A 19131-nucleotide genomic window follows, 5' to 3' on the forward strand; every position below is an offset into this window, starting at 1 on the left:
ATGGACATGCCCAAGCCTAGGCGAAATGGTGACGGCCGTCACGGCGGATAGGCGGGATCCGCCTATGATTCGTGCCTTCGTATGGTTCTTTCCGCGCAGGATCCCAGCCATCCGCTCCGACAGGAGCCGGGACGCAGGACCGCGGAAAGCTCCCCGAATCCACGCGGGACGGCGCGCTGGACCGGTACACTTCCTGAAACCCGTCCCCTGGAGTCCTCATGGACCTCACCTGGCTATCCGCCAACCCCGGCCTGACCTTGCTGGCCTTTCTCGCCGCCGCCTTCACAGCGATCCTCCTCAGCAAGTGGATCCGCTACATCCCCAACAACCGCGTGGGCATCGTCGAAAAGCTCATCAGCCGGAAGGGCTCGGTCAAGACCGGCCTCATCGCCCTCAACGGCGAGGCCGGCTATCAGCCCCAGCTCCTGCGCGGCGGTTGGCACCTGCTCACGCCCTTCCAGTACCGCATCCACAAGATGCCCCTGGTGACCATCCCCCAGGGCAAGATCGGCTACATCTTCGCCCGCGACGGCAAGGACCTGCCCCCCACCCAGGCCCTGGCCAGCAACACCCACGGCGCGGACTTCCAGGATGTGGTGGCCTTCCTCCAGAACGGCGGCCAGAAGGGCCCCCAGCGCCAGATCCTGCGTGAGGGCATCTACGCCATCAACCTGGTGCAGTTCGTGGTGCTCACCGAGGACCGGCTCTTCTACCTCCCCCTGGATCCGGGTGAGCTGGACACCTTCCAGAAGATGAGCGCCATCATCACCGAGCGGGCCGGCTGGCGGCCCGTGATCATCAAGGGCACGGACGACGCCGTGGGCATCGTGACCGTCCATGACGGGCCCAGCCTGGCCAGCGGCGAGATCATCGCCTCCACCGTGGGCGAGGATCCCCACCAGGCCCCGACCTACCACAACAATTTCCAGGATGCCGACAAGTTCCTGGTGGCGGGCGGCCAACGCGGGCGCCAGTACCAGGTGCTGGTGGAAGGCACCTACTACATCAACCGCCTCTTCGCCACGGTGGAGCTGATCCCCAAGACCGTGGTGGAGGTGGGCACCGTGGGCGTGGTGGTGAGCTACACCGGCGCCATCGGCGCCGATATCAGCGGCCAGGAGTATCGCCACGGGGAGCTGGTGGCCAAGGGCAGCCGCGGCGTGTGGAGCGAGCCCCTGCTGCCCGGCAAGTACGCATTCAACACCTACGCCGGCAAGGTGCTCATGGTGCCCACCACCAACTTCATTTTGAAGTGGTCCAAGGGCGAGGTGGGCAGCCACAAGTTCGACGAGAACCTGGCGGAGGTGAGCCTCATCACCAAGGACGCCTTCGAGCCCAGCCTGCCGCTCTCCGTGGTGGTGCACATCGACTACCGAAAGGCGCCCCTGGTCATCCAGCGCTTCGGCGACATCAAGAAGCTGGTGGAGCAGACCCTGGATCCCATGGTCAGCGCCTACTTCAAGAACATCGGCCAGACGCGCACCCTCATCCAGCTCATCCAGGACCGAAGCGCCATCCAGGAACAGAGCGGCACCCAGATGAAGGAGAAGTTCGCCCAGTACAACCTCGAGCTGCAGGAAGTTCTCATCGGCACGCCCACCAGCGGCGCGCCCGGCGGGCAGATCGAGCAGATCCTCGTCCAGCTCCGCAGCCGCCAGATCGCCGATGAGCAGGTGGAGACCTATGGCCGCCAGCAGAGCGCCGCGGTGAAGGAGCGGGAGCTGCGCGAGGCCGAGGCCCGCGCCAAGCAGCAGACCCTGCTCACGGAATCCGCCATCGGCATCGAGGTGCAGAGCAACCAGGGCAAGGCCGAGTACGCCAAGGCCCAACAGCAGGCGGCCCAGATCCAGACACTGGCCGGCGCCGAAGCGGAGAAGGTGCGCCTCATGGGTGAAGGCGAGGCCAAGCGCATCAAGGTCATGGCCGAGGCCCAGGCCGAGCAGGCCGCCCGGGTGGGCATCGCCCAGGCCATGGCCATCGAGGAGCAGGTCCGCGCCTACGGCGGTCCCCAGTTCCAGCTGGTGCAGCAGGTCATGAACCGCTTCGCCGAGGCCATCGAGAAGTCCCAGGTGGATGTCGTTCCCAAGATCCATATGGGCGGCGGCGACAAGGGCGGCGGCAGCCTCATCGAGAGCCTGCTGGGCCTCCTCCTCAGCGAGAAGGCCGGCCAGCTCGCGGGCGTGGTGCCCACCGCGGCCAATCCCGAGGCCGAGGCGCTGAAGACGGCCCTGAGGCAGAACCTCACGAAGTAGACCGCGAACCGAGCACCCACCAGGGGCGGCACCCGCCGCTCCTGGCCCTGTGCTAGTTTGGTAACCGATTCCCGGCGCCTCTTCCCTTCCACCATCCTCCAGGGTGCCCTTTACCGATGCTGCTCCAATCCCCCCCGGCCCAGATCCAGACCCTGGCCATCCTCCCGCAGCTTCCGCCCGTCCCCGACGCTCTCGTCAAGGCGAAGGACTGGGCCGGCCTGGCCGATTGGTTCGAAACCGTCGCGCCCGCCACCCGCGGCGCCTACTATGAGTGGTGGCTGCTGGGCCTCAAACGGAGCCAGCGCTGGGATCGTCTCCTGACGGTTTGCGAGGCACTGCAACCCCAGGTTGAAGCCAAGACCGGCCCCCGCCTCGCCTCGTACCGGGTCTACCGGGCCCAAGCCCTGGGCCAGCTGGGGCGGCACGCCGAGGCGGCCCGGGCCCAGGCCGAGAATGGCCGGCTTGGCGACCTCGACGGCCTCTCCAATGCGTGCGTGGAGGCCCGGATGGCCGAGGACTGGGCGGCCCTCCTGACCTACGCCGACGAGCTGCGCGCCAAGAATCCGGAGGACGCCAACGGCCTGGCCTGGAAAGGCGAAGCCCTGGCCCGCATGAACCGCTTCACCGACGCCGAGCCCATCCTCAGGGAAGCGCTGGCGAAGAATCCAAAGATCGCCTATGCCTGGAACAACCTCGGCCGCTGCCTGAACGAGCGGAAGGCCTGGGCCGAGGCTGCCGAGTCGCTGGACCGCGCCCTCACTCTGGAACCGAACCAGCTCGAGGCTCTGTTCAACCGGGGTCGAGCCCGGTTCGAGCTGAAGCGCTACCAGGAGAGCCGTGACGACTTCCGCGCGGCCCTGGCCCTTCAACCTGACAATCTCGTGCTTGCCGAGAACCTCCGCCAGGCCGAGCGCTACGCCGCCCTCCCCGCGCCGAAGAAACGGCGCTGAGAGGGCGGCGGCGGGCCCATGCTCAGTCGTTCCGGCTGAGCATGGCCATGGACTTCTTGAGGCTCACCCGCATCCGCTCGAAGGCGCGGATGAGCAGGCCGATCTCATCCTCCCGCTCGGTTTCGAGCTTCAGCTCCACATTGCCCATGCTGATCTCCTTGGCCTGCCCGGCGAGCCGGACCAGGGGGCCGACGATCTCGGCCCGGAGGTAGGCCGCGCCCACCAGGAAGCTGCCCGCGAACACCAGGAGCGTGATGAGGACCAAGGTCCACAGGGCCATGCGCTCGTTCCGGACCTGGTCGGTCACGTCGTTGAGCGTGAGCACCACGCCCACCTGCTTGCCGGAGGAATCCTTGAGCGGGAAGGCCCCCTTGGCAAGGCTGGCCCCGCCCCGGTCCAGGGTTCCGAAGTACTCGGGCGCCGCCGTCTTGCGGAAGTCATCCTCGGAGACCAGAGCCGCCGCGGTCTTGGCATCCGGCAGGGTGGTGCTGACCATGACGAAGCCCTTGAACTGGTTCCAGGTGTCGGGCTTGCCCGAAGCCTTCATGGTCTTGTGGTACTGCTCCTCGTCCAGGAAGCGCTTGTCGACCATCACGGCCACGTCCACGCCGGTCTCACGCTTCACCAGCTGGTCGAAGTGGTCGATCTCCTCGCCGAATTCGAGGAACCCGATCAGGTTCCCGCCATGGAGGTACGGGGTGACCACTCGCAAGGCGAAGGCGGTCTTCCCAAGCTCGATCCCGCTGATGGTCTTCCCCGCGGCCCGGGACTGGAGGAACGTGTCCCGCTGGATCTGGTCCCCGAAGTTCCCCGTGTCATGGGCCCTCAGGAAGCAGGTGCCGTCCTTGTCGATGAAGTAGAGGTGGGTGATCCCGTAGCGGGTCTTGTTGATCCGGTAGGCGTCCTGCACGGCATCCAGGAGCTTCTGGCGATCCTGATGCTCCGCGTAGATCTGGCGCACCGCGGCGTTGGTGGCGAAACAGTCCATGGCCGCAGCGAGCATCTTGGCGTCGCCCTGGAGGATGAGGTTGTAGGCGCCCTGGGATCGCTCCACCGCCTTCGTGGCGTTCAGGGCGAGATCCTTGCGCGCGGACACCAGGAGGACCCCGGAGAAGACCGCCACCATCAACAGTTCCAGAATGAGGATTCCGCCCAGCATCTTGAAACGGATGCTTCGCTTGAGGGCTCCAAAGTCCATGCATGACCTCCAGGTGTCGGGTTCAGCCGAGGATGGCGCGGGCTTCCTGCAGGAAGGCCTTCTGGTCGGCGGGGTCGTCGAGTTCCTTCGCAAGGCGGGCCGCGAACTCGCTTGGATCCCCCGCCCCGCAGCCGGAGGACCAGTCGGCCTGGATCCTCGTGAAGAGGAGGTCGCCAATGGGGCCGATGCGGACCACGAAGGCCTCCTTCAGCGCACCCAGGGCCGAGTACTTCGGGGGGGCCGACGGAGGCAGGGATCGGGACGGTGCCGTCTCCGCCTTCTCGAGCCTGTGCGCGGCCTGGACCAGAGCCAGGCTCACGAGCTGGATATTGGTGGCGCCGCCGCAGAGGGCGAGGATCGCCCCTTTCGAGAAGGGGCGGAGGACCAGGCGTCCCCCGTTGTACCGGAGGTCCAGACCACCCCCATCACCCTGGAGGGCCTGCTGGACCATGAAGTCCTCTGCGAGGAGCCGGGCCATTCCCCGGAGGCTCTCCATGGGATAGCTGGCGGGAAAGTCAGCGGCCAGGATCGCACCTTCCGGACTGTAGGCCATGGCCCCGACCGCTCCCGGAATGCTGAGGACCTGATGGAGGATCTCGCGGGCGTCGGTCATCGACCGGCCCTCTGCGGCGCCAGGGCCCGTCGGATCCCGGCCTCCACGGCCTCATGGGCGGCTCCTTCCGCCAGGCTGACCGCGAGGCTCGTCTCCTTGGACCGGAACAGCAGCATCCGGTCCGGTCCGCCGTGCGTCGCGGCGACCTGGAATTCACCCAGGCCGAAGGCCTCCCCGAGCGGCTCCGCCACCATGCTCGCGAGATACGCCCCACGGGCTGCCAGCCCCTCGGTCTCGGAACCGGTGCGGCCGCGAGGTGAGCCGTGGCGGTCCATGAAGATGCCGAGGGCGACGCCGCTGACGTGTTCGACGGCCTTCAGGGGATCGTTGGAATGGGCGGAGGAGGAATGGTCGTGAGACACCCCGGCCCTGGACTCGGCCAGGCCATGGCGGCTCTCGTCGAGCCACTGGTGGGCCGACAGGAGCAGGTGCTCGCGGCGCTTCTGGATGGACCGGCGCAGGCTCGTCACATTGGGCTGCAGCCGGAAGTTCCCTCCAGGCCAGCCCATGATGTGGTTGAAGGCCTCCTCGCCGCTGAGGCTGCCCACCTCGGCATGCACCACCTCGCCCTGCTGGAAGAAGATCTGCCCTTCCCGCTCCTGGTAGGTGACGAGGATGGAACCCGAGAACAGGTTCTGCCCCTCCAGCTGGATCACGTCTGCCAGGGCGAGGTGCGAGATGGCCCCTTCGAACCCAGCCCGATCCTGGTCCCCGGGTTCCCCGACCAGGTCGGTCGAAGGTTCTGGATGGGTGGGAAACATGTCTTTCGCCGCCATCGCCATGGGAATGCCTCAAGAGGAGGTTTTCGAGAGAGGCCCATCCAGGATCTGCTTCTCCCCAGCGGGAGGGCAGCCGTATTCTTTACCAAAAGGTATTGTATTTTTTCACCCCTCCGGGTGAACTGTGCCCAAAATCACGCCCTTTCACGCCCCGGCCGGCCCAGACCCACGCTGCCTGGAGGCGGGCACCCTACACTGGATCCCATGTCCGACGCCCTCCTCATCGACCTCCTCGACGGCTGCCACCGGCTCCATGCGGGCGGTCTTCTGGCGGCCTCGGACGGCAACCTCTCGGTGCGCCTGCCCAACGGCCTCATCGCCATGACGCCCAGCGGCGTCCCCAAGGCCAAGGTGCGAATGGAGGATCTGGCACACCTCACTCTGGCCGGCGAGGTCCTCTCCGGCCGTCCCAGCAGCGAGCGGGCCATGCACCTGGCCATCTACCGGGCGGTACCGGAAGCGAAGGCCGTAGTCCACGCCCACCCGCCCACGGCCATCGCCTGGACCCTGGCCCGGCCTGACCTGGCGGAGCTGCCCTCGGACGGCCTGCCCGAGGTGATCCTCGCCGCGGGCCGCATCCCCGTCGTGCCCATGGCCATTCCCGGCACCGAGGCCATGGGGACGAACCTCCTGCCGTTCCTGCCCGGACACCGACTCATGCTCCTGGCCCGTCACGGCGGCCTCTGCTGGGGCGAGCACCTGGACGAGGCCGTGGGCGGCCTCGAGCGCCTGGAGCAGGTGGCCCAGATCCTGTGGAAGGCCGAGGCCCTGGGCGGCGCCAAGCCGCTGGCTCACTCCGAACTCGAAGAGCTTCGGGCCCTGCGCGCAAAGATCGGACCGAGGATCATCTGATGAACGCCTTCGAATCTCTGGGCCTGAAACACGATGGCCACGCCCTCTGGGTGCTGGATCAGACGCAGCTTCCGGACGCGGAGGTGTGGCTGGACGGCAGCGATCCGGCGGTCATGGTGGGTCTCATCAAGCGGCTGGCCGTGCGCGGGGCGCCGCTCATCGGCGTGGCGGCGGCGGCGAGCCTGGCCACCTTCGCCCAGCAGGGCGCCTCCGCTTCCGAGTACGCGACCGCTTGCGCGGCCTTGCGCGCGGCCCGGCCCACAGCCGTGAACCTCATGTGGGCCATGGACCGCATGAAGGGCGCCGCCGATCCCCTCACCGAGGCCCAGGCCATCTTCGAGGAGGATGTACGACTCTGCGAAGGCATGGCCCAGCACGGCGCGGTGCTCATCCAGGACGGCGAAGGAATCCTCACCCACTGCAACACCGGCGGCCTCGCTACCGCGGGCATCGGCACGGCCCTGGGCGTCATCCGGCGGGCGCACGAGCAGGGCAAGCGCATCCACGTGTATGCGGACGAGACACGGCCCCTGCTGCAGGGCGGCCGTCTCACGGCCTGGGAGCTGCGCAAGCTGGGCATCCCCTCGACGCTCATCACCGACAGCATGGCGGCCCTGCTCCTGCGTGACGGCAAGGTGCAGCGTGTGCTGGTGGGCTCGGACCGCGTGGCCGCCAACGGCGACTTCGCCAACAAGGTGGGCACCTATGGCGTGGCCGTGCAGGCACGGCACCACGGCGTGCCCTTCCATCCCGTGGCCCCTTCCAGCACGGTGGACCTCGCCTGCCCCAACGGCACCGCCATCCCCATCGAGCTTCGGGATGAGGCCGAGGTGCGCGGCTATGGGGCCTGGCGCTGGGCGCCGGAAGGCATGCCCGCCTGGAACCCCAGCTTCGACGTCACCCCCGTGGACCTCGTCACCAGCCTCGTTCTCGACCGCGGCGTGTATCCCCGCGCCGAACTCCAACGCGGCGTGCTTTCTGAAGCTCTGGGGAAGAAAAGAATCAGATAAGCGGAGGAAAGCAGAGCGACGGAGGAAAGCGGAGAAAGATTCATTTTCTTCTCCGCTTTCCTCCGCTTCTCCGTTGTCCTCCGCTTCAAGACTTCTTTTCTCAAAACCCTACCTCGCCTCCGGCGTGTTGGTCTTCGCGGCAAAGCCTTCGGGCGGGTAGATGTAGTCCAGGTCGAAGCAGGCCGTGCAGAACTCCTGGCGACGGCCCGGCAGCAGGCCCTCGAAGTCCGCCACGTCCAGCCAGCGCAGGCTGTCAGCGCCCAGGTACTCGCAGATCTCCGCTTCGGACATGCGGTTGGCGATGAGCTCTTCCCGGGTGGGGGTGTCGATGCCGTAGAAGCAGGGGCCGATGACCTTGGGGGAGCCGATGCGGACGTGGATCTCCTTCGCGCCGGCGGACCTCACCATCCGCACGATCTTGCGCAGGCTGGTCCCCCGCACGATGGAGTCGTCGATGAGCACCACCCGCTTACCCGGAAAGAAATCCGGCAGCGGATTGAACTTCTGCTTCACGCCCTCGTCCCGGCTGGCCTGGGTGGGCTTGATGAAGGTGCGGCCCACGTAGTGGTTCCGCAGCAGTCCCATGCCGAACTCGGCCTTCTTGGTCCTAGCGTACCCCAGGGCGATGAAGTTGGAGGAGTCCGGGACAGGCATCACCACCAGGTCCCCGCCGTTGGCCAGGGCGCCATCCTTGGCGGCCATGCAGGCTCCGATGCGCTCCCGGGCCTGGTAGACCGATTCCCCGAAGATGGTGCTGTCGGGTCGGGAGAAGTAGATGAGCTCGAAGACACAATGGCGGGCCTGAAGCGGGGCAGAGGCCACCGACACCACGGGCCGGCCCTTCTCCAGGCGCAGGATCTCGCCTGGCTTCACTTCCCGCAGACGGCGGGCTCCGATGATGCCGAAGCCGCAGCACTCGGACGCGAAGACTGTTCCCTCGCTGGCTGGCTCGCCCTCCCCATCGTGTCCCAGGTGGCCCATGACGAAGGGGCGGAAACCATGAGGATCGCGGAAGGCATAGAGGCGGTCCTTGTACATCAGCACCGTGGAGAACGCGCCCTTCAGCTCGCCCTGGACCCGGGCGATGGCCTGCTCGATGCTCATCCCGTCCCGCACGTGGTAGAGGGCGATGAGGCGGCCGATCAGCTCGGCGTCGTTGTCGCTCTTGAAGACCACGCCGTCCCGCTCCATGCGCGCCCGCAGCTCTCCATAGTTGATGAGGTCGCCATTGGAGGCGATGGCCATGACCGGCCCTTCCGCCAGTTCGATGGCGTGGGGTTGGGCGTTCGCCACGTCACTGCAGCCTGCGGTGGGATACCGGACGTGCCCGATCGCCGTCGCGCCGGAGAGACGGGCCTGGGCTTCCTCGTCGAGCACCTGCTTCACGAGTCCCATGCCCTTGTGGGCCACGATGCGGCCCGCGGTATCCCGGGCGGCGGCTCCGCAGCTCTCCTGCCCCCGGTGCTGGATGGCGAAGAGGATGGAGGAGACGATCGACGTGGCTCCCTCGGCTTCAAACACACCTGCGATGCCACACACGCTCAGCCTCCCGGGACAGATCCTCCAGGATACCAAGCCGGCCCGCGGCCTCCGGAGACCAGTATGTTCAGTGTCCTCGGCCGCTCAGGGCCTGAAGTCCCACGCCGACGACGATGATCGTGAGGGCCACCCAGCGCATGGGGGTCATGGCCTCGCCGAGGAAGGTCCGGGCCATGAGGGCGTTGGCGACGAACCCGAGCGCCAGGAAGGGATAGGCGTAGTTCACCTGCACCATGGACAGGGCGCCGAGCCACACGACCACGCTCACGGCGTAGCAGGCGAGACCGGCCAGCACCCAAGGCTCAAGCATCAGCCTGAACAGCGGCCCCACGGCCAGCTGCATGCCGCCTGCGGCCTGGAGGCCCTTCTTCAGGCAGATCTGCGCGGCCGCATTCAGCAGCACGCCCAGCACAATCAGGGGAATGGCCTTCACATTGGGGCTCACGGGGTCTCCGGGACAGGGGCGGCGAGGTGGGCTTCCAGGGCGTCCCAGATGATGCCGGCGGGCACCTGGGTCATGCAGGGGTGGTCGGGCAGCGGGCAGTGCCACTTCTGGCACTCGAGGCAGGCGAGGTCCTCCTTGCGCACCACGGTCACCTTCGGCCCCCGGGGCGCCGTATGCCGTGGGATGGTGGGCCCGAACACCACCACCAGGGGGGTGCCGACGGCCGCCGCCAGGTGGGCCAGCCCGGAATCGTTGGCCAGCACCGCCTGGGCGCCCGCCAGCCACGCGGCGCTCTGGGACCAGGGGATCCGCGCCGTCAGGTCCAGCGCCTCGGGCACACGCTGGCGGAAGGCCTCGGCCCGGGTCACGTCGTCCCCGGGGCCGCCCAGCACCACGATGCGCAAGCCTGCCGCCAGCGTGCGATGGGCGAGATCCACCAGGAGATCCAGGCCCAGTCGCTTGGCCCCCGCCGCCGCGCCCATGGCAAAGGCCACATAGGGATCCCGATCGAGGCCGTGGTCTCGACGGGCCGCCTCCACGCAGGCGAGGCTCTCCTCCCTGGGGCGGAAGGGGAGGAAAGCCGGGGAGCCAAGCTCGGGATAGCCGAGGCTCACGATGTCGCGGTAGCGGTCGAGGGAATGGTCATCCCGCTTCCAGTACTTGAGGCTGGACGTGAGCAGCAGGGAGGCCCCCCCGTCTCCGCAGCCCACCCGCCGCGGCACCCTCGCCACGAAGGCGGCGGCCGGGGCGCGCAGGCTCTTGGCCAGGGCCAGCACCGAGGCCGGCTGGTGGATCCGCAGCAACCGGGCTCCCTCCAGCAGGCCCGCCTTCTTCGGGGGATCGGCCACGACGCCGGCGTAGCCTGGGGATCCTTCGAACAGCTCCACCGTGGCCGCCGGCCCCCAGGCCACCAGGGGCTGGCCCGCGGCCAGAAGGGGCGCGGCGGCCTGATGCATCAGGATGGCGTCGCCTACGAAGCGCGGCATGCGGATCCAGTGGGCGCCGGCCGGTATCACGGCCTCCTCCTGAGGAGCAGGATCTCGCCACCGCCCGTGGGCACCGCCAGCAGCACCTCGAACCGGCCGCGCAGAGCCGGGGTCATGCCCCAGGCGTCCTGCTCCCACTCACTGCGCTGGGCCACCAGGCGGGCCTCCGGACCGAGGGTCTCCAGGGCTTCGGCCCGCCGCAGCTCGGGCATGAGGTGGTCCGTGTAGACCATGACCCCACTGCGGATGGTCTGCCAGTAGAAGACCTGCCGTCCGGCGATCAGGGGTTGGACAGCCACGGTCCAGCGGCGGTAGCTCTTCTGCGGATCCAGCAGTCGGAAACCCCAGGTGCCGCCCACCAGGTAGAGCAGCCCCAGACCCAGGGCCGCCGCCGGCACGAGGCTCCTGGAGCGCTGCCTCCAGGCCAGGACCGCCACGGCGATCGTTCCCGCCACCAGGACCAGGGCCATGAGGCGGATCGGTCCTTGGAAGGCCGCCAGCTGGGTCTGCATCTTCGCTCCGCCCGCCCCCGTCGCCGCGGCAGCCAGGGCCAGGGCCGGCAGCGCGAGGCCAGCCGTGAGCAGAAGGCCCAGCCGCCGGGCGCGGGCGCCCTCCAACCGCCGGAACAGGTCCCCGACGAGCAGGGCCAGGAAAGGGTAGCCCATGAGCAGGTACTTGCCCTGCTTGCTCTGCACAGCGCTGAGGAAGACGAAGGGCACCAGGAAGGCCAGTAGGGCGAAGCGCTTCGCGGGGTCTCCCAGGCACCGCTCCCGGCGCAGGTGCAGGGCCAGGGCCGGCAGCAGGAGCACCCAGGGGAAGAAGTCGCCCAAGAGGTATTCGAAGTACCGCCACCAGGGCTGGATGTGGTCCCAGGCATGCGTGGCGCGCTGGAAGTTCTGGAAGATGATCAGCTCGTAGGCGTAGTGGGCTCCGCCCTTGAGGCCCGCAGCCACGTACCAGGGCGCCACCAGCAGCAGGGTGAGGCAGAGGCCGGCGACGATGCCGGCGCGCCGCAGCACCGCGAGGTCCCTCTGCCAGGCCAGAAAGGCCGCCAGCACCAGTACGGACAGCACCGGTGCCAGCGGCCCCTTGGCGAGGAAGGCCAGGGCCAGCCAGAAATAGGCCTTGAGGAACCAGCGGCGGTGCTCGCCGGGCGTGGCCTCAGCGCTGTGGCCGCGCAGGAGGAGGTAGCCCCCCAGCCAGGCCAGCCAGCTCCAGGCCAGCAGGGCGGAAAAGAGCATGTCGATCTGGATGAACTGGGCCTGCCAGAACCAGAGGGGCGTGGTGGCGAGGACCAGAGCCGCGGGCTCCGCCGTCCCCGGCTCCAGGAAACGGACAGCCCAGCGCCGGAAGGCGGACAGGAAGGCCACCGCGGCGATCACGGAGGGAAGACGGAGGGCCCAGGCGGCCACGCCCTGGGTGAACCCGAGCCCGCCGGTGAGCGCGTCCAGCAGCACCGAGGAACCCTTCATCACCCAGTAGTAGAGGATGGGCTTCTCGCTGTAGGGAACCCCGTTCAGGTAGGGCAGCAGCCAGTCACCGCGAAGACGCATCTCCTTCACGCACTGAGCGAAGTCCGGCTCGTCCGGGGCCCAGAGGTCCCGCATGGGCAACACCGCCAGCAGCAGCAGGGCGAAGAGCAGCTCGGGCGCGTGGGCCCGCAGCCATTCCGCGAGGCGGCCCCTGGAGGGCGAGGCGTTCGGATGTCCGTCCATCCCTCCATCTTCCCCCATCGTGGGGAGATCCCCAAAGGGCTTACAATGAAGGCATGGCGCCCGCCCTCCTCAGCCTCCTGCTCCTGGCCGCCCCGGTTCCGGCGGATGGCGTGAAGGAGGATATCAAGCAGGCCGCCCGGCAGATCGGCCAGGGCTTCAAGAAGGGCGGCAAGGCGGTGGGCCACGCGGCCAAGGAAGGTGGCAAGGCCGTCGGCCGCGGCGCCAAGACCGCCGGCAAGGGCGTGGCCAAAGGCGCCAAGGAAGCCGGACACGGCGTCAAAGAGGCCGTGAAGTAGGCCAACTCTCCGCCGGGGCTGGAGTGCGAAGGGACCCGACCCGCAGGAGGGACGATGAAGGTGCGGACCTACCGCCGCCTTGCCACCACCGCGGCCGGGCTCTGGCCCACCACCTCCCAGCGCGCCCTTTCCTCCGGGGGGAGCCCCTTCCAGTTGGCGGCCTTGGCCATGACGAAGACGGGGCGCTCCGGCGCCTCGGCCCTCAGGCGATCGGCCATGCCACCCAGAGCCTCGGGGTTTTCATTGAACCAGCGGGGCGCCGCCGGACCCAGGTGATCGCGGCCATAGGCCAGCTCGCCGGTGCCCGCCACCACCACCGCCCGGGTGCGGGCGTAGAAGGGGAGGCCCTGGAAATAGTTGCCGTAGCTGATCCACTGGGCTCCCGGGGGCGCCGAGCGGGCGAGATCGGCCACGGACTTGCCGGGGCCCACGGCCACCTGAGCGGTGACCGTCAGCAGCCACAAGGCGATCCCCACGGAGACCATGAGGCGCGGCCCGGTGAGGGCCTTGAGATGACGGGCCCAGAGGCCCAGCCCGATGAAGGCCAGGCCGGGAAGCCCCAACCACCAGGATCCGCTCATGCCAGTGCGGAGGGCCACAGCGGCCAGGAGGAGGAGGGCGCCGAGCCCCATCAGCTCCCAGCCCATGCGACGCAGGGCCGCGGGAGCTTCATCCTCGCGCTCGAAGGCGCAGGCCAGGGCGGCCAGGGGCACAAGGACGGGCAGGATGTAGGGCGGCAGCTTGGAGCCGGACAGGCTGAAGAAGAAGAGGGGCCAGACGAATCCCACGAAGGTGGCGCCGACGATCCACCGGGCCAGGGGATCCAGGGCCTGCGGCCCCCTGCCCTTCAGGAAGGTCCAGGCACGCCTGAGGCCGGCCATTGAGATCGACAGCCAGGGCAGCAGCCCCACCGCGAGGATCCCGATGAAATAGAGCTTGTCCAGCAGCCAGTTGTTCGAGCCCTGGCGGGCATGTTCATGGGTCAGGAAGCGGGTGAAGTGCTCGTGGATGAAGAAGAAATGCGCGTGGCCGGGATTGGCGCGGTCCACGAACCAGAACCAGGGCGACACCAGGACCAGGTAGAGCAGCCATCCCAGGGGATCGAAGGCCGTCCGCAGGATGGCCCTGCGGAGGGCGGCGTCCTTCCAGCCGAAGGGCAGCGAGAACACCAGGATGCCGCCCACGAGGATCACCTGGGCCAGCCCCTTGGTGAGCATGGCCCCGGCCATGAGCGTGAAGGCCGCCAGCGTCCAGCCCAGGCCGCCCTTCCCTTCCCGGCGCTGAGCCACCGCCTCGACCAGGGCCGCCAGGGCCGCCACCAGGAAGGCGCTGAACAGAGCATCCAGCGTGAGGAGCTGCCCCACGAGGAACGCCAGCAGTCCGGTCGCGGCCATGAAGGGCGCCCAGCGGGCGTCCCGCGCGCCGAGGCGCTTGGCCAGCCGCCAGGCCGCCCAGATCATGAGCCCCGAGGCCAAGGCCAGGGGGAGCCGGGCGGCGGCGCCGTTCAGTCCGAAGAGCTTCATGCCGAGGGCGGACAGCCAGTACTGCAGCGGCGGCTTCTCGAAGTAGAGCACCCCGTTGAGGCGGGGTGTCAGCCAGTCGCCCGTGGCCAGCATCTCCCGCGGGATCTCCGCATAGCGCCCCTCGTCCGGCTCCCACAGGGGCCGCACCAGCAGGGGCAGCAGGCCCAGGAAGACCCAGAGGGCGAGGAGCGTGTAGCGTTCGCGGCGCGTCATGGGCGCGGATCAGGGCCTAATTCTCGGTCTCGACGACCTTCTCGAGGGCCTTGTGCTCTTCCACGAAGAAGTCGATGGCCTTCTTGAGGGAGTCCTTCATGGAGACCTTGGGCTGGAAGCCGAAGGTCTGCTGCATGCGCTTGATGCTGGGGGTGCGCCGGGCCACGTCCTGGTAGCCCTTGCCGTAGAAGTCGCCGCTGCTGGCCTCGACCATGCGGCCTTCCGGAATGCCGCGCTCGATGCGGAAGGGGTGGTCCTTCCAGATGGCGATCATCATCTCGGCGATCTCGCGCACGCTGTAGTCGTTGGCGGGGTTGCCGATGTTGAAAATCTGGCCGTCGGCCTTGCCGCCCTCGTTGCGCAGCACGGCCATGAGGCCGTCCAGGGCGTCAGCCACGTCGATGAAGCAGCGTCGCGCCGTGCCGCCGTCCACCAGCTGCAGAGGCTCGCCGTTGAACAGGTTCCAGCTGAACTGCGTCACCAGGCGGCTGCTGCCCTCCTTGGCGGTGTTCAGGCTGTCGAGCTTGGGGCCCATCCAGTTGAAGGGGCGGAAGAGCGTGAATTTCAGGCCCTGCTGGAAGCCGTAGGCCCAGATCACACGGTCGAGCAGCTGCTTGCTGGTGCTGTAGATCCAGCGGTTCATGGGGATGGGGCCCGTCACCAGGGGCGACTCGTGCTCGTCGAACTCCGCGTCCGGGCACATGCCGTAGACCTCGGAGGTGCTGGGGAACACCACGCGCTTCTTGTACTTCACGCACTGGCGGACCACCCGGAGGTTCTCCTCGAAGTCCAGCTCGAAGACGCGCAGGGGGTCGGTCACGTAGACCTTGGGCGTGGCGATGGCCACCAGGGGCAGCACCACGTCGCACTTCTTGATGTGGTACTCGATCCACTCCTTGGAGATCGTGACGTCGCCCTCCACGAAGTGGAAGCGAGGATTGGCGAGGTGGTCGGACACCTTGTGCGTGCCCAGGTCCAGACCGTACACCTCCCAGTCCGTGTCCTGCATGATGCGGTCCACCAGATGGGATCCGATGAATCCATTGACACCGAGGATGAGGACCTTCACGGGAGCTCCTTGCGCAAACGTTTCAGTCTAGCCGCTTGCCCGGATCGGCGCAGCAGGCGCCTATTTCAGCCAGCCCCTCCGGCGGAACCAGGCCCAGATGGCCAAGGCGGTGAGGAGCATGGCGCCGATGACCAGGGGGTAGCCGAAGCGGTGTTCCAATTCGGGCATCCGCCGGAAGTTCATGCCATAGACCCCCGCGATGAACGTGAGGGGCAGGAAAAAGGCGCTGAAGACCGTGAGCACCCGCATGACCTCGTTCGTCCGCTGGCTGGCCAGGCTGATCTCCAGGTTCATGAGGTGGGTGGCGCTCTCCAGCAGCTCGTCGGCCCAGGTGTGCAGGCGGTCGGCCTCCTCCACCACGTCCGCCAGCAGGCCCTGGTCGTCCCGGGCCTGCTCCTTGAGCGGGCCCAGGGCCGTCGTGATGCGCCCGAGGGTCCGCTTGATGACCGCGCAGCGGCGCTTGAGCCCGTAGACCTGCCGGACGCCCTGGTGGGGGATCTTGCGGTTGAAGAGGGCGGCCTCGATCTGGTCGAGCTTCTCCTCGCTCTCGCGCAGGGGCTCGTCGAAGGAGGCCACGGCCTTGGCGCAGAGGGCCAGCACCAGCTGTTCCGGGCGGAGGGGCTGCCCTGCGGCCGCGCGCTCGGCTGCCTGGGCGAAGAAGGGCTGCTCCCGGCGGTGGACGGTGATGACCGCACCCTCCATCATCAGCACCACCAGGCGGCGGGTCATGGCCTGGATGGTATCCCCTCGCTTGGCCACTTCGTCGTAGGCCCGCAGGATGAGCAACTGCTGCCCAGGTAGCCGCTCGAATTTGGGCAGGTGGGGCTGGTTGAGCAGGTCCCGCACCGCCGCGGGGTGGAGCCCGTACTGGCCGGCCACCTCGGCCATTTCGGCGGCCGTGGGGTCCACCAGATCCACCCAGGTGAAGGTCGAGCCTTCCGGAAGCGGCAGGTTCCTCAGCATCAGGGCACCCGGCACACCACCTTGCCGAAGCCCTGGCCGGCCTCGAGGTGGCGCTGGGCCTCGGGGTACTCCGCCAGGTCGAAGATGCGGTCGATGACGGGCCGGAAGGGCGGATTGGTGGGGTTCTTCTTCAGCAGGGACAGCAGGGTCCACAGGTGCTCGCGCCGGCCCATGTACGAGCCGCGGATCTGGATCTGCTTGGCGAAGAGGGCCCGCAGGTCGAAGGAGGTCTCGCGCCCCGTGGTGGCCCCGCAGGTGACGATGCGGCCCCCGCGCGCGCAGACGCTGAGGCTGGTGGCCCACGTGGCGGCCCCGGTGTGCTCGAACACCACGTCCACTCCGCGCTTGCCGGTCAGGTCGCGCACCTTGGAAGCCAAGGCCTTGAGGTCGCCCCGGACGAGGACATGCTCGGCGCCCAGGTCCCAGCACTTCATGGCCTTGGCCTCGCTGCCCACCACGGCGATGGCGGTGCCTCCCAGGGCCTTCACCAGCTGGATGGCCGCGCTGCCCACCCCGCTGCCCCCGCCCCACACGAGGGCGGTCTCGCCGGGCCGGAAATCGACTTTGTGGACAAGCATCTCCCAGGCCGTGAGGAAGACCAGGGGAAAGGCCGCGGCCTGGTCGAAGTCCCAGTTCGGTGGGATGGGCAGCAGGTTGGCGGCGGGCACCAGCACGTGGGTGGCCGCCGTGCCGTCGCAGACATGCCCCAGCACGCCGTAGGAAGGGCAGAGCATGTCGTCACCCCGCAGGCAGGCGGGGCACACGCCGCAGCTCAGGCCCGGCGCGATCATGGCGCTGCCGCCCACCTCCACGCCCGGAGGCAGGACCGTCCCGTCGCCCGCGGCCGCCACCACACCCGCACCATCGCAACCCGGGGTGAGGGGAAGCGGCAGGGGAAACCCCGGCAGGCCGAACGTGGTCCATAGATCCAGGTGGTTGAGCGCCATGGCCTTCAATTCCAGGCGGACCCAACCCGGTCTCGGCTCCGTGGGGGCGAAGGCTTCACGGACGGGCGAGCCCGCGGGGCCGTGCTGGAGGATGCGGAAACGGAACGGATCGGCCATGGGAGGCCTCCTATTCGGACTTCAACGACCTCGTCATCAACCGCCGCACGGCCTCCTCGGGGCGCTCGCCGTTGAGGAGGCGGTGGACTTCGGCGGCGATGGGCAGGTCCAGACCGTGTTCCTTGGCCAGGGCCAGGGCCGCGTCCGTGGTGAACATGCCCTCGATGATCTGGCCGCCGAGCGCGTCCCGGGCCGCCTCCACGCTGTTGCCCTTCCCCACCAGCTCGCCGAAGGTGCGGTTGCGGCTCTGGGGTCCCGTGGCCGTGAGCAGCAGGTCGCCCATGCCCGCCAGGCCCATCACCGTGGACGGCTGGCCGCCCAGCACCTCCACCAGGCGGGCCATCTCGGCCAGGCCGCGGGTGATGAGGGCCGCCCGGGCGTTGTAGCCCAGTTTCAGGCCGTCCACCAGGCCTGCCGCGATGGCGAGGACGTTCTTGAGGGCGCCGCAGAGCTCCGTGCCGACCACGTCCCGGCTGAGGTAGATGCGCAGTCTCTCGGAAGAGAGCTGCGCCTGGAGCGCCATGGCCCGCGCATCGCTCACGGTGGGCGGCAGGGCCATCACGATGGCCGAGGGCACCCCCCGGCTGACCTCGTCGGCGAAGGTGGGCCCGGAGAGGACGCCCACGGGCACGTCCAGCACCCCCGTCAGCGCCTGGGACAGGGTCTGGTGGGTGCTCTGGAGGATGCCCTTGCTGACGTGGATGACGAGCTCGGCCGCCTGCGGTGCCTTCGGACGCAGCATCCTCCAGGCATCCGGCGTCACCTGCGTCGGCATGGCCGAGATCCACAGCGGGGCGCGGAAGGCTTCGGTCGGATCGTCCGACGTCTGCAGGTTCTCGGGGAATGCCACGTCCTTCAGGCGGAGGTGCCTGCGCGTGGCGGCCATCTGGGCCATTTCGTCGGGGAAGTTGCCCCAGAGCGCCACCTTCGCGCCCGCCCGGGCCCAGGTGATGGCCAGGGCCGTGCCCCAGGCGCCGGAGCCGAAGACGCCGATGTCAGCCCTGGACATGGACATCCTCCTTCTTCGCGCCCCACAGCTTGGATTCCGTTCCCGCCTGCAGGCGCAGGATGTTCTCGCGGTGCTTCCAGATCACCAGGACGGCCAGGGCGGCCCAGGGAAGAACCGGCGCCGGCCCCTGGCCGAGCAGCTCCGCCACGGGGCGGTGCGCGCCCCGGGTCAGGAAGAGCTGCACGGGCACCATGGCCGCGGCCAGGATGCTGCCCAGGCTCACATGGCGGGTGAGCCACAGGGCGAAGATGAAGATGCCCAGTGGCAGGAGGACCATGGCGGCATCCGCGGCCAGGATCACGCCCAAGGCGGTGGCCACCCCCTTCCCGCCCTGGAATTTCAGCCAGGGGGTGAACACGTGCCCCAGCACGGCGGCCAGGGCCATGAGGGCCAGAAGGTCGACGCCCACACCCGCCTTCCTCGCCAGGAACACGGGCAGGAAGCCCTTGGCGATGTCGAGCAGCAGCGTGACGACGCCCAGGACCTTGCCACCCACCCGACTCACGTTGGTCGCGCCGATGTTGCCGCTGCCATGGGCGCGCACATCCCCCTTCCCGGCCAGCTTCACCAGCAGGAGGCCGAAGGGGATGCTGCCGCACAGGAAGGCGGCAAGGCACCAGAGGATCGGGGAAGGCACGAGTGGCGATGGCATGGA

The 19131-nt window shown here is 68.6% G+C and carries 18 protein-coding genes; 5 read left to right on the plus strand and 13 right to left on the minus strand.

All coding sequences use genetic code 11. From position 1 onward, the window contains the following. The first annotated feature begins 218 nt into the window (after positions 1-218). Both MLE42_RS02520 and MLE42_RS02525 read left to right on the plus strand, forming a co-directional pair. The gene (locus MLE42_RS02520; RefSeq protein ID WP_243286296.1) at positions 219-2252 is read left to right on the plus strand and encodes an SPFH domain-containing protein; all 2034 of its coding nucleotides are present in this window, start codon (positions 219-221) and stop codon (positions 2250-2252) included. A gap of 116 nt (positions 2253-2368) precedes the next feature. Then, positions 2369-3202 carry a tetratricopeptide repeat protein gene (locus tag MLE42_RS02525; protein ID WP_243286297.1) on the plus strand — a complete coding sequence of 278 codons (834 nt, stop codon included), beginning with the start codon at positions 2369-2371 and terminating at the stop codon, positions 3200-3202. 22 nt (positions 3203-3224) lie between these two features. Here the strand turns inward: MLE42_RS02525 and MLE42_RS02530 are convergent, their stop codons facing one another. From MLE42_RS02530 to MLE42_RS02540, 3 genes are read right to left on the minus strand one after another with little or no spacing between them, the layout of a single operon-like run. Further along, positions 3225-4400 (minus strand): cache domain-containing protein, encoded by a 1176-nt coding sequence (locus tag MLE42_RS02530; protein ID WP_243286298.1) that lies wholly within the window; start codon positions 4398-4400, stop codon positions 3225-3227. 22 nt (positions 4401-4422) lie between these two features. Continuing rightward, positions 4423-5013, minus strand: coding sequence for a DUF8082 domain-containing protein (locus tag MLE42_RS02535; protein ID WP_243286299.1), 591 nt, complete (start codon positions 5011-5013; stop codon positions 4423-4425). Further along, positions 5010-5774: a DUF4388 domain-containing protein gene (locus MLE42_RS02540; protein ID WP_243286300.1), complete on the minus strand. Its 765-nt coding sequence runs from the start codon at positions 5772-5774 to the stop codon at positions 5010-5012. Before MLE42_RS02540 ends, MLE42_RS02535 begins: the two co-directional genes overlap by 4 nt. Before the next feature lie 222 nt (positions 5775-5996). On the opposite strand from MLE42_RS02540, the gene MLE42_RS02545 reads away from it, so the two are divergent. Both MLE42_RS02545 and mtnA read left to right on the plus strand, forming a co-directional pair. Further along, positions 5997-6644, plus strand: coding sequence for a class II aldolase/adducin family protein (locus tag MLE42_RS02545; RefSeq protein WP_243286301.1), 648 nt, complete (start codon positions 5997-5999; stop codon positions 6642-6644). Next, on the plus strand, positions 6644-7654 hold the full coding sequence (gene mtnA / locus MLE42_RS02550; RefSeq protein WP_243286302.1) for an S-methyl-5-thioribose-1-phosphate isomerase: 1011 nt from the start codon (positions 6644-6646) through the stop codon (positions 7652-7654). The genes MLE42_RS02545 and mtnA overlap by 1 nt, the downstream gene beginning before the upstream one ends. Positions 7655-7762: 108 nt before the next feature. Here the strand turns inward: mtnA and purF are convergent, their stop codons facing one another. From purF to MLE42_RS02570, 4 genes are all read right to left on the minus strand, one after another. Beyond that, positions 7763-9193, minus strand: coding sequence for an amidophosphoribosyltransferase (gene purF, locus MLE42_RS02555; protein WP_243286303.1), 1431 nt, complete (start codon positions 9191-9193; stop codon positions 7763-7765). A 67-nt stretch (positions 9194-9260) separates the two neighbouring features. Beyond that, positions 9261-9638: a DMT family transporter gene (locus MLE42_RS02560; protein ID WP_243286304.1), complete on the minus strand. Its 378-nt coding sequence runs from the start codon at positions 9636-9638 to the stop codon at positions 9261-9263. Then, complete coding sequence (locus MLE42_RS02565) at positions 9635-10624, minus strand: glycosyltransferase family 9 protein (protein WP_243286305.1); 990 nt, start codon at positions 10622-10624, stop codon at positions 9635-9637. Before MLE42_RS02565 ends, MLE42_RS02560 begins: the two co-directional genes overlap by 4 nt. Positions 10625-10650: 26 nt before the next feature. After that, positions 10651-12339, minus strand: coding sequence for an ArnT family glycosyltransferase (locus tag MLE42_RS02570; RefSeq protein ID WP_243286306.1), 1689 nt, complete (start codon positions 12337-12339; stop codon positions 10651-10653). Between the two features lie 53 nt (positions 12340-12392). Between MLE42_RS02570 and MLE42_RS02575 the strand changes: the two genes are divergently transcribed. Then, on the plus strand, positions 12393-12635 hold the full coding sequence (locus tag MLE42_RS02575) for a hypothetical protein (RefSeq protein ID WP_243286307.1): 243 nt from the start codon (positions 12393-12395) through the stop codon (positions 12633-12635). Between the two features lie 68 nt (positions 12636-12703). Here MLE42_RS02575 and MLE42_RS02580 read toward each other — a convergent pair whose 3' ends face one another. The 6 genes from MLE42_RS02580 to plsY are packed head-to-tail and all read right to left on the minus strand — an operon-like array spanning position 12704 to position 19128. Further along, on the minus strand, positions 12704-14371 hold the full coding sequence (locus MLE42_RS02580; protein WP_243286308.1) for a glycosyltransferase family 39 protein: 1668 nt from the start codon (positions 14369-14371) through the stop codon (positions 12704-12706). Positions 14372-14387: 16 nt separating this feature from the next. Next, positions 14388-15440 carry a bifunctional UDP-4-keto-pentose/UDP-xylose synthase gene (locus MLE42_RS02585; protein WP_243286309.1) on the minus strand — a complete coding sequence of 351 codons (1053 nt, stop codon included), beginning with the start codon at positions 15438-15440 and terminating at the stop codon, positions 14388-14390. 60 nt (positions 15441-15500) lie between these two features. Further along, complete coding sequence (locus MLE42_RS02590; RefSeq protein WP_243286310.1) at positions 15501-16403, minus strand: CorA family divalent cation transporter; 903 nt, start codon at positions 16401-16403, stop codon at positions 15501-15503. Continuing rightward, positions 16403-17467, minus strand: coding sequence for a zinc-binding dehydrogenase (locus tag MLE42_RS02595; protein WP_243286311.1), 1065 nt, complete (start codon positions 17465-17467; stop codon positions 16403-16405). Before MLE42_RS02595 ends, MLE42_RS02590 begins: the two co-directional genes overlap by 1 nt. A 10-nt stretch (positions 17468-17477) precedes the next feature. Next, positions 17478-18476, minus strand: a complete 999-nt coding sequence (locus MLE42_RS02600; protein WP_243286312.1) for an NAD(P)H-dependent glycerol-3-phosphate dehydrogenase — start codon at positions 18474-18476, stop codon at positions 17478-17480. After that, positions 18463-19128, minus strand: a complete 666-nt coding sequence (gene plsY / locus MLE42_RS02605) for a glycerol-3-phosphate 1-O-acyltransferase PlsY (RefSeq protein WP_243286313.1) — start codon at positions 19126-19128, stop codon at positions 18463-18465. The genes MLE42_RS02600 and plsY overlap by 14 nt, the downstream gene beginning before the upstream one ends. Between the last annotated feature and the right edge of the window lie 3 nt (positions 19129-19131).

The organism is Geothrix terrae (assembly GCF_022808775.1).
GTDB lineage: Bacteria > Acidobacteriota > Holophagae > Holophagales > Holophagaceae > Geothrix > Geothrix terrae.